Source organism: Vibrio sp. 10N.261.51.A4 (genome assembly GCF_041471945.1).
GTDB classification, from domain to species: domain Bacteria; phylum Pseudomonadota; class Gammaproteobacteria; order Enterobacterales; family Vibrionaceae; genus Vibrio; species Vibrio crassostreae_C.
On record NZ_JBFRPJ010000003.1, the window covers coordinates 1 to 10,805 of the forward strand.

The 10,805-nt window shown below is 44.2% G+C and carries 8 protein-coding genes and 1 tRNA gene; 5 read left to right on the plus strand and 4 right to left on the minus strand.

Features of this window, described 5'->3' with window-relative positions; translation table 11 throughout:
* Window positions 1-86: 86 nt before the first annotated feature.
* From AB4384_RS01685 to pepA, 3 genes are all read right to left on the minus strand, one after another.
* On the minus strand, window positions 87-2,960 hold the full coding sequence (locus AB4384_RS01685; protein WP_372126908.1) for a valine--tRNA ligase: 2,874 nt from the start codon (window positions 2,958-2,960) through the stop codon (window positions 87-89).
* 102 nt (window positions 2,961-3,062) lie between these two features.
* On the minus strand, window positions 3,063-3,512 hold the full coding sequence (locus AB4384_RS01690) for a DNA polymerase III subunit chi (RefSeq protein ID WP_372128755.1): 450 nt from the start codon (window positions 3,510-3,512) through the stop codon (window positions 3,063-3,065).
* A gap of 99 nt (window positions 3,513-3,611) precedes the next feature.
* Window positions 3,612-5,132: a leucyl aminopeptidase gene (gene pepA / locus AB4384_RS01695; RefSeq protein WP_372128757.1), complete on the minus strand. Its 1,521-nt coding sequence runs from the start codon at window positions 5,130-5,132 to the stop codon at window positions 3,612-3,614.
* A 192-nt stretch (window positions 5,133-5,324) separates the two neighbouring features.
* On the opposite strand from pepA, the gene lptF reads away from it, so the two are divergent.
* Window positions 5,325-6,425, plus strand: a complete 1,101-nt coding sequence (gene lptF, locus AB4384_RS01700) for an LPS export ABC transporter permease LptF (RefSeq protein WP_136989327.1) — start codon at window positions 5,325-5,327, stop codon at window positions 6,423-6,425.
* A 3-nt stretch (window positions 6,426-6,428) separates the two neighbouring features.
* Window positions 6,429-7,499, plus strand: coding sequence for an LPS export ABC transporter permease LptG (lptG, locus tag AB4384_RS01705; RefSeq protein ID WP_017058938.1), 1,071 nt, complete (start codon window positions 6,429-6,431; stop codon window positions 7,497-7,499).
* A 64-nt stretch (window positions 7,500-7,563) separates the two neighbouring features.
* On the opposite strand, the gene AB4384_RS01710 is transcribed toward lptG, so the two are convergent.
* Window positions 7,564-8,040 (minus strand): RDD family protein, encoded by a 477-nt coding sequence (locus AB4384_RS01710; RefSeq protein ID WP_017058939.1) that lies wholly within the window; start codon window positions 8,038-8,040, stop codon window positions 7,564-7,566.
* Window positions 8,041-8,234: 194 nt separating this feature from the next.
* Here AB4384_RS01710 and AB4384_RS01715 point away from each other — a divergent pair.
* The 3 genes from AB4384_RS01715 to AB4384_RS01725 all read left to right on the plus strand — a co-directional run bounded on the left by AB4384_RS01715 (window position 8,235) and on the right by AB4384_RS01725 (window position 10,650).
* A tRNA-Leu gene (locus AB4384_RS01715) sits at window positions 8,235-8,319 on the plus strand.
* 586 nt (window positions 8,320-8,905) lie between these two features.
* Window positions 8,906-9,313, plus strand: a complete 408-nt coding sequence (locus AB4384_RS01720) for a VOC family protein (RefSeq protein WP_017055297.1) — start codon at window positions 8,906-8,908, stop codon at window positions 9,311-9,313.
* A gap of 83 nt (window positions 9,314-9,396) precedes the next feature.
* Window positions 9,397-10,650: an HD-GYP domain-containing protein gene (locus tag AB4384_RS01725; protein ID WP_017063746.1), complete on the plus strand. Its 1,254-nt coding sequence runs from the start codon at window positions 9,397-9,399 to the stop codon at window positions 10,648-10,650.
* Window positions 10,651-10,805 lie beyond the last annotated feature (155 nt).

A 10,805-nucleotide genomic window follows, 5' to 3' on the forward strand; every position in this document is an offset into this window, starting at 1 on the left:
GCTTATCCGAACGGCATTGATTGGGTCACCAAGACCAACCTTTCTATTTAGACCGAGAAGTTTGAAGCCTTCTCGTTCACTCGGTTTTAAAGCGCAGCGATTGTCGCTTTTTGCTCTTCAAGCTTAACAAGAGTTTCCTTGTAGCCTTCAAGCTTTTCACGCTCTTTCGCGATAACTGCTTCTGGTGCTTTAGCAACGAAACCTTCGTTACCTAGCTTACCTTCGATACGTTTAATCTCGCCGTGAGTCTTAGCGACTTCTTTATCTAGACGAGCAAGCTCTGCATCTTTGTCGATAAGACCCGCCATTGGGATCATCAACTCAGATTTGCCAACCAGTTTAGTTGCACAAGCAGGAGTCTCTTCACCATCAGCTAGAACTTTAATATCGTCTAGCTTAGCTAGAGAAGTAAGAACGATCTTGTTCGCTTCGATACGAGCGGCATCTTTCTCATCAGCAACCTTGATCATTACTTCTAAGCCTTGGCTTGGTGCAATGTCGTATTCCGCACGTAGGTTACGGATAGCAGTGATGAAAGTCTTAACCCATTCGATGTCGTCAACGATCTCAGCATTGAAGTTAGCTTCATTAAACTGAGGAAGCGCTTGAGTCATGATTGTCTCGCCTTCAACGCCGTCTACTAGCGGCTTAACGCTCTGCCAGATAGATTCAGTGATGTAAGGAAGAACAGGGTGAGCAAGACGCAGAGTCTTCTCAAGAACCGTGATAAGCGTGTAACGAGTCGCTTGTTGTTGAGCTTCAGTACCTTTCCAAAGAACAGGTTTAGTTAGCTCTAAGTACCAGTCACAGAATTGGTTCCAGATGAATTCGTAAAGCGTGTTTGCTGCCATGTCTAGACGGTAGTTGTCTAGGTGAGTATTAAACTCTTTCGCTGCAACTTCAAACTGAGATTCAATCCACTTATCTGCTAGAGAGAATTCCATGTTTGCACGGTCTTCTACAGACAGTGACATGCCACAGTCGTGCTCTTCTGTGTTCATTAGTACGTAACGGCTTGCGTTCCATAGCTTGTTACAGAAGTTACGGTAACCTTCAAGACGCTTCATATCCCAGTTGATGTCACGGCCAGTTGAAGCCATAGCAGCAAGAGTGAAACGTAGCGCATCAGTACCGTATGGTTCGATACCGTTTTCGAAAGTCTTACGTGTCGCTTTTTCGATCTTAGCAGCCAGTTTAGGTTGCATCATGTTGCCACAACGCTTTTCTACTAGCTCTTCAAGGCCGATGCCATCAATCATGTCGATTGGGTCAAGTACGTTACCTTTCGACTTAGACATCTTGTCGCCGTTTTCATCACGGATAAGACCCGTCATGTAAACAGTTTTGAAAGGTACTTGAGCCTTGCCATCTTCGTCTTTCACGAAGTGCATGGTCATCATGATCATACGAGCAACCCAGAAGAAGATAATATCAAAACCAGATACTAGTACTTCAGATGGGTGGAATGTTTTCAGTGCTTCAGTATCTTCAGGCCAGCCTTGTGTGCCGAACGTCCAAAGTGCAGAAGAGAACCAAGTATCCAGTACGTCGTCGTCTTGCTTAAGCACAACAACAGGCGCTAGGTTGTTCTTTTCACGAACTTCTTCTTCAGTGCGACCTACGTAAACTTTACCATCGTTGTCGTACCATGCTGGGATACGATGTCCCCACCAAAGTTGACGAGAGATACACCAGTCTTGCACGTCACGCATCCACGCGAAGTACATGTTTTCGTACTGCTTAGGTACGAATTGGATTTGACCATCTTCAACGGCTTTAACTGCTGGCTCTGCAAGAGGAGCTGTGCGCACGTACCATTGGTCAGTCAGCATTGGTTCGATAACCACGCCACCACGGTCGCCGTAAGGGACAGTTAGGTCGTGATCTTTGATCTCTTCAAGAAGACCAAGCTCATCGAATTCAGCAACGATAGCTTTACGTGCAGCAAAACGCTCCATGCCTTGGTACTTAGCAGGGATATCTGTTGAGTAAACATCGCATTCTTCGCCGTTCGTTGTGAAGACTTCAGCAGCATCACGGATATCAGCATTGAACGTTAGGATGTTGATCATCGGTAGGTTGTTGCGCTTACCCACTTCGTAATCGTTAAAGTCATGAGCTGGAGTGATCTTCACACAACCCGTGCCTTTTTCCATGTCTGCGTGCTCATCGCCTACGATAGGGATAAGACGGTTTACAACAGGAAGTAGGATTTCTTTGCCGATAAGATCTTTGTAACGAGGATCTTCTGGGTTAACAGCAACACCAGTATCGCCAAGCATGGTTTCAGGACGAGTCGTCGCAACAACGATGTAGTCTTTACCATCTGCCGTTTTAACACCGTTCGCTAGCGGGTAGCGGAAGTGCCACATGAAACCTTTTTTGTCTTTGTTTTCAACTTCAAGATCCGAGATTGCCGTGTGCAGTTTAGGATCCCAGTTTACTAGACGTTTACCACGGTAGATTAGGTCTTCTTCGTATAGACGAACAAACACTTCTTGAGTCGCAGCCGATAGGCCGTCATCCATAGTGAATCGTTCACGATCCCAATCTACAGATGCACCAAGACGACGAAGTTGTTGAGTGATCGTGCCACCTGATTCGCCTTTCCATTCCCAGATCTTGTCGATGAAAGCTTCACGGCCGTAGTCGTGTTTTGTTTTGCCTTCTTCGGCAGCAATCTTACGCTCAACAACCATTTGAGTTGCGATACCAGCGTGGTCAGTACCCACTTGCCAAAGCGTGTTTTTGCCTTTCATACGCTGAGCACGGATAAGCGTATCCATGATCGTATCTTGGAACGCGTGACCCATGTGTAGGCTGCCAGTGACGTTCGGTGGCGGGATCATGATGCTGTAAGCTTCTTTTGATGTGTCACCGTGTGGCTTAAAGTAGCCTTTCTCTTCCCAAGTCTTATACAGAGCTTGTTCGATTGATGTTGGGTTGTATGTCTTTTCCATAGTGCTCTTAAACGGATACTGTGAATGGTTAATCGTGGTCAAACTTCATAAGTGAAGCTTCTTGAATCTAAATCCAAAGATAGCTTTAACTATGAGGTTTGACTATGGATGTTGAATCTCGATAGTTTGTAGCTGATATTTAGCTTGACGGTAAATTTTATACCTTTCTCGAGCGAGTTGCTTAGCTTTTTCTTCGCAAGGGACGAAGTCTATCACCTGAGCAAAGGCGTTCGCAAAGGTTGTATGATTATCGGCCAGATTAATTACTAGCTGACGATTCCAATTATGTTTTACGCCTTGATAGCCAATTTCGATGTTGGTTGAATACTTCGGGCCTTCGCCAACCAAGTTGTGCGCAATAAAATCACAGGGTTCGACTTGCCAGAAAACTTCAGCAATACGCTCGGCATGCTCTTTGTCATTACAGTTGAGATAAAGTTTAGCGCCTTGTTTTGCAAAGTGCTGAGCAAGAAACAGCACATAGTGAGCAAAACCATCTTCGCTGGCTTGCGGGCTGTCTGAAGGCACAATGTAAAATGTAGCAGTCTGCATACTTAATACTCGAACTGAAAATCGTGGATATCAATGTTACTTGGTTAACAGGGTCTAACAAATAGCGCTTATTAAAAAAGGGCCCGTAGGCCCTTTTTATTATTTTGAAGATTGCTCTTCAGTCTCTTGGCCGCTGCGGTTCAATAAGAATTGGACTAGCATTGAGACAGGACGACCTGTCGAGCCTTTCGCTGCGCCTGACTTCCAAGCTGTACCAGCACTGTCGATGTGTGCCCAGTGGTACTTCTTAGTGAATTTAGACAGGAAACAACCAGCAGTGATTGTGCCGCCAGGACGGCCACCGATGTTCGCCATATCAGCGAATGGGCTGTTTAGCTGCTCATGGTACTCGTCTGCCATTGGTAGACGCCATGCACGGTCACTTGCTTGCTCTGAAGCATTAACAAGTTCGTGAGAAAGTGGGTTGTGGTTCGATAGAACGCCACTGATGTGGTGACCTAGAGCGATAACACATGCGCCAGTTAGCGTAGCAACATCGACAACACAGTCAGGTTCAAAACGCTCAACGTAAGTTAGAGCATCACATAGAACCAAGCGACCTTCAGCATCAGTGTTGAGTACTTCAACCGTTTGGCCTGACATTGTCGTTAGGATATCACCTGGACGGTAAGCATTGCTGCCCGGCATGTTTTCACAACCGGCTAGGATACCAACCACGTTAATAGGCAGGTTCAGCTTAGCCAGTGCTTTCATTGTACCGAATACAGACGCCGCACCACACATGTCGTACTTCATCTCATCCATGCCTTCACCAGGCTTAATCGAGATACCGCCTGAATCGAAAGTCAGACCTTTACCTACTAATACAATCGGCTTCGCATCTGGATCCGGAGCGCCTTTGTATTCCATGATAGACATCATCGATTCATTTTTAGAGCCACGGCCAACTGCTAGGTATGATGTCATACCCAGTTTTTCCATCTCTTCTTCGCCAATGATCTTAGTCTTCACTGTCTCGTAATCGTCGGCTAAACGACGAGCTTGAGAAGCAAGGTAAGCAGGGTTTGCGATGTTTGGTGGCATGTTGCCTAGATCTTTAGACGCTTTTACACCTGAAGCAATAGCAAGGCCGTGAGAGATTGCTTTCTCACCCAGGCTCAATTCGCGACGTGTTGGTACATTGAATACCAATTTACGTAGTGGGCGACGAGTCTCTGGCTTGTTGCTCTTGAATTGGTCAAATGTGTAAAGACCATCTTTAGTCGCTTCTACCGCTTGGCGAACTTTCCAATAAGTGTCGCGACCTTTAACGTGAAGTTCTGTAAGGAAACATACAGCTTCCATAGAACCTGTTTCGTTTAGTGTACTGATGGTTTTTTGGATAATTTCTTTGTATTGACGCTCGCCTAGCTCACGTTCTTTACCACAGCCTACCAGTAGAACACGTTCTGAAAGTACACCAGGTACTTGATGCAGTAGTAGCATCTGGCCAGGTTTACCCTCTAGATCACCGCGACGAAGCAGTGAACTAATGTAGCCATCGCTAATCTTATCTAATTGCTCGGCTACTGGAGAAAGGCGGCGCGGTTCGAATACACCGACAACGATACATGCGCTGCGCTGTTTCTCTGGGCTGCCACTTTTTACACTGAACTCCATGCGTACTCCTACATCCTGAAGACAAATCGAACTAAATGTTAGATAATGGGTTCTTACTTGTTGGATCCTATAATGGAACTAACCTTAAAGAAGAACGCTAACACTTAGCTAAAAATTTAAAAAAATAAAAGGTTCAACGGGAAATTATAGTGATTCAATCAAAAAAACAAGTTTTGTATAGGTAATTTGAGCGTGATTATTGTTAGATATTTGATCCGCGAGACAATCAAGAGCCAATTTGCGATCTTTTTTGTTCTCTTTCTCGTGTTTCTCAGCCAAAAATTCATCAGTGTTTTAGCGGATGCCTCTGATGGTGATATCCCTGCGAGTCTTATATTGTCGATTGTTGGCTTAAATATGCCAGCGATGGGCCTATTGATGCTTCCACTCAGTATCTATATTGGTATTTTGCTTACTTTTGGTCGCCTTTACGCTGAAAGTGAAATAGTCGTAATGAACGCGACTGGTATTGGTAATAAATTCCTTATTCAATCTGCACTTTACTTGGCCTTAATCACAGCATCTGTTGCTGCTTTTAACTCATTTTGGCTGTCTCCTTGGTCGCAAGATAAAGTTGAGCAAATGTATGAAGAAGTGGCTGCAGAGAACAGTGTGGATTTACTGCCAAAAGGTAAGTTTGAAGGTACGCCGGATGGCTCTTCTGTCGTGTTTATTGATGATATCAACGGTAATAAGTTAGAAAACGTGTTCGTAGCTCAAATGCGTCCGCGTGATTCTGTACTGCCAAGTGTGATGTTCTCGAAGTCAGGTGATGTAAAAGAGCTCAGTGATGGTCGCCAAGTGATCGTAATGTACGATGGTACTCGTCATGAAGGCATTCCGACTCGCCTCGACTACAGGGTGACGCACTTTGAAGAATACGAAGGCCTGATTGGTCAGCGTGAAGTTGAGAAGAAAGGTCGAGACTGGGAAGCGATCCCTACGCTTGAACTGATTGGTAACTCAAATAATAGTGCGAAAGCAGAGTTGCAGTGGCGTATTTCTTTGGTACTTTGTATTCCATTGTTGACCATGCTTGTCGTGCCACTGTCTGCGGTAAACCCTCGACAAGGTCGTTTTGCGAAAATCGGCCCAGCAATACTGATTTATCTCACCTATTTCTTAGCAATCAGTGCAACCAAGTCTTCAATCGAAGAGGGGAGCATTCCTGCGGTAATCGGCATGTGGCCAATCAATGCGTTATTGTTATTTGTCGCGATTGGTGCCAACTTTATGGATAGCGTGCCAGTAAGGCGTTTGAAAGAAAAATTCAAGAATAAGAGGTTGGCTTAAGCCGTGTTTAAGATTCTCGATTTATATATAGGCAGAACCATCATCGCAACGACGTCACTGGTATTGGTGACGTTTGTTGGTCTCTCTGGGATCATCAAATATGTAGAACAGCTAAGAAAAGTTGGCCGTGGTACATACGATCTATTACAAGCGCTGTATTTCGTTTTATTGAGTATCCCTCGTGATATCGAAATGTTCTTTCCAATGGCTGCATTGCTTGGCGCATTGATAGGGCTTGGTATGCTTGCTGCAAGTTCTGAGCTTGTCGTTATGCAGGCAGCTGGTTTCTCTAAGTTAGATATCGGCCTATCAGTACTTAAAACAGCTATTCCACTGATGATCGTGGTGACATTGCTTGGTCAATGGGGAGCACCGCAAGCGCAGAAAATGGCTCGTGATTTAAGAACTATCTCGATTGCTGGTGGTAATATTATTTCGACGCAAAGTGGTGTCTGGGCTCGTGATGCCAATGACTTCATCTTCATTGTCAAAATCGATGACCAGAAGCTATATGGAATGAACATGTGGCGCTTTGATGAAAACAAGGCACTTAAAACCGCTATTTATTCTGACGAAGTTGATTACGTTGGAGACAACGTGTGGACGATGAAGGATGTAGAGATCACGTCTTTTGAAAACGAACTTCAAATTACTAAAGAAAGTTTACCGACTTACTCTTGGGAAACGTCATTAGCTCCAGATAAGTTGGCGATAGTAACGGTTAAACCAGAAGAGCTATCGTTAAGTGGGTTGTATGATTATGTTTCTTATCTGAAGGCGTCAGAGCAAGATGCATCACGCTATGAATTGGCGCTGTGGAGAAAGATAACCCAGCCAATTTCGATCGCGGTTATGATGTTGATGGCACTGTCGTTTATCTTTGGTCCTTTGCGTAGTGTGACCATGGGTGCGAGGATTTTGTCAGGTGTTATTGCTGGCTTTACCTTCTATATATCCAGTGAGTTCTTTGGCCCAGTGAGTTTGGTTTATCAAATACCACCCGCCTTTGGCGCAATAGCCCCGAGCGTGGTGTTCCTTGGAATTGCCATCATGCTCTTGAGGCGGAAACTGTAAATAGTAAAAAGGAAGGCATAACGCCTTCCTTTTTTGATCTTGATTGAAGCTAACTTAAATCACATTATCGTGCTTGTGGTAACACAACGACTTCGGTCTTTGCCCAGATATCGTGAAAGCCACGTTTTTCAGGATCGAATGGAACACATAGGTTTGCCAGTCCAAAACCTGAAGTACCTAAACGAATCAGCGCCTGAGTTACTGTGATCGCTGAGCCATCTTTGTTTTGAACGCGCAGCTTCCAAGCTCTCATGCCGAGAGTTTGACCAGCTCTAGTCCAGAAGAACACGAAGAAATATACCCAAACGGCGACTAAGTAAAAGGTATATGCAGGGCTCCAAATCGGATGGTTGGTTAAGAAGTCACTAACATCGGCATAACCGCTGTGGTTAAAAATGCCGAGAGCCATGAGCGCGTGCAGTAGAGCGACAATGACGCCAGCCGCCAACATTTCAATAGCGATTACGATCAGAGCGTCGTAGAACAAGGCACCAAATCGGCGCATGACTCCTGCTGGTGGCAGAGTGTTTGTTGATGTCATGTGTTATTACTTCTTTAAAAATTGAGGCGTCAGAATATAGTTTAAGGCTTAGCCTGAAAAGAGACATGACGCACAGCTTATGACTTAGTGGCGAAATTATCGGCAAACACACATGAATTCAAGTTTTTATACTTGCCACATCAGTTCGCATACGTATAATGCCAAACATCGAAAGGGCAATGCCCCAAGATAATGCCGGTATGGTGAAATTGGTATACACGACGGATTCAAAATCCGTTGCCTTCGGGCGTGGCGGTTCAAGTCCGCCTACCGGTACCATATTTAAATGACAAAGCCTCGACGAAAGTCGGGGCTTTGTTGTATCTGGGATATAGGAAGCGTTGCCTTCGCGGTGGCGGCAGGAATGCCTGTCCAATCAGTCCGCCTACCGGTACCAAACATAGAAAGGTTGCTTTTATAGCGACCTTTCGTCGTTTTGGGCGTTTGTGAATTTTAAATCCAGCGTGTCGGCTTGGATGCAAGCCCAGTCAAGTCACCTACCGGCACCATATTTAAATGACAAAGCCTAGATGAAAATCGGGGCTTTGTTGTATCTGGGGTATAGGAAGCATTGCCTTCACGGTGGCGGCAAGAATGCCTGTCCAATCAGTCCGCCTATCGGTACCAAACATAGAAAGGTCGCTTTTATAGCGACCTTTCTATGTTTTGGACGTATGTGAATTTGAAATCCGGCGTGTCGTTGCAGTTGCTCTTCAATCAGACAGATCTTGATGTTTCACTCCTAAATCTCATAATTTCCCTTCGCTATTCGATCTGATAATGAATTAATTATCTTAAATCATGATGTTACCTGTCATTCTCTTTTCTATTGTCTATGTTTAAAGGACTAACAGAGGAGATAGATATGCTGACAGTAACCCCTTACTTGTTTTTTGATGGTCGTTGTAATGAAGCGTTGGATTTTTATCACAAGTGCTTTGGTGGTGTGGTTTTATCTAAGCAGCTTTTTAGTGATGCACCACAGGTAATCGAGGGCGCTCAACCTGATTGGGTTATGCATGCTGAGTTCGAAGCGTTTGGTATGAAGCTGATGATGTCTGATGGTGTTAAGGCAAAAGAACTTGAAGGCAACAATCTCGCTCTCTCTCTTGTGACTGAAGATACCGCGACTCAAGAACAAATCTTTGAAAAGCTCAAGAAGGGAGGGCGGATAATGACTCCACTCGCAGATACTTTTTGGGGGGCTCGATTTGGCAAAGTAGAAGATAAATTCGGTATACGCTGGATGGTGCACTGCGACTCTTTAAGTTGAGCCTGTGAAATTGGATAGTGAAATTGCTGCTTGGTTTTATTAGAATTATAAATAGAGATTAATCATCAATATTATATATAAAAATGGGCAGCATAAAGATTACCGTAGATCGCATTCAGCCCGGTCTGCATATACGACTCCCCGTAAAATGGAATGAACACCCATTTTTATTCAACAGCTTTAAAATCAAAGATGACGCTCAAGTAAAAGTAATTCGACATCTTGGGATTAAGCACGTCTATATAAACCTGAGTCAAAGTGATACCTCACCTTTACCTGTTAATCACGTAGGTGAACAAGAAGTCGATATTGATTCACAGGTAAGCCTTGAAACGGAAAGAATGTGGAAAGATAAGCATGAGCGTATCGAAACCCTTAGCTCTTACCGCCGCAGGGTGAGTCATTGTGAGAGAGAGTTTGAACGTTCGCTTGCTCGAATGCGATCTGTGATGACCAAGATCCGTAACAGACCTTTAGATGCGGTAGGGGAGGTTAAGGCTCTTGTTGATGATATCGTTGAAACTCTAGTGAGCGATGATAACGTCACCTTGCACCTTATGAATGCTAAAGCAGATTTCGAAGATATTTACTTTCATACTCTAAATGTTTCGGTTGTTGCACTGATGATAGGAAAGGCCAAAGGCTATAACACACAGCAATTGAAAGACCTCTCATTCGCAGCGTTGTTTCACGATGTAGGCAAGATCAAAATACCAGTCGCGATACTAAGAAAGCAGAGTGCACTAACGGTGCCAGAAGAGAACTACCTGAAGCTTCATACTAAATACGGTGCGGATATTGTATCGGCAATTGATGACTTTCCTGAAAGTGCTAAAAAGGTGATCGCTCAACATCATGAGATGAATGATGGTTCTGGCTACCCCGAGGGCTTAAAAGAACATGAGATTGATGAATTTGCCAAGATAGTCGCCGTGGCTAATGCATTTGATAACCTTTGCCATGGTAAAACGCAATCTCAACAAATGATCCCGTATTTGGCACTGTCCCACCTATATAAGAGCTGCAAGCATCTATATAGCCAAGATAACTTGGGGCTGTTAGTTAAGTTCATGGGAGTCTATCCACCAGGAACTGTAGTACAGCTTTCAAATGACTCGATTGGGATTGTGATATCCGTTAACGCTAAACATATGCTTTATCCAAATGTACTTATCTATGATCCTAGCGTGCCAAGAACCCAAGCTCCGATCATTGACCTCTTTATTAAAGAGATCAAAATCGTTAATGCCGTTCATCCAAGCAAATTACCTGAACAAGTTCGAGAGTATCTAAACCCTAGGGCTCGTTTATCTTACTTTTTTGATAGTGGAGAGTAGTTATCCACAGGTCGTTGTGGGTAATTTGTTCGAAACTTGGGGTGAAGGTGGTATAAATAAGCCCTTGGTTGAAATGTCTTCGCTTAACCTCTTTTTTTAATAAAAAACGCATTTATTGCTTGCCAATATGAGCGGCATCTCTATAATGCCGCCTC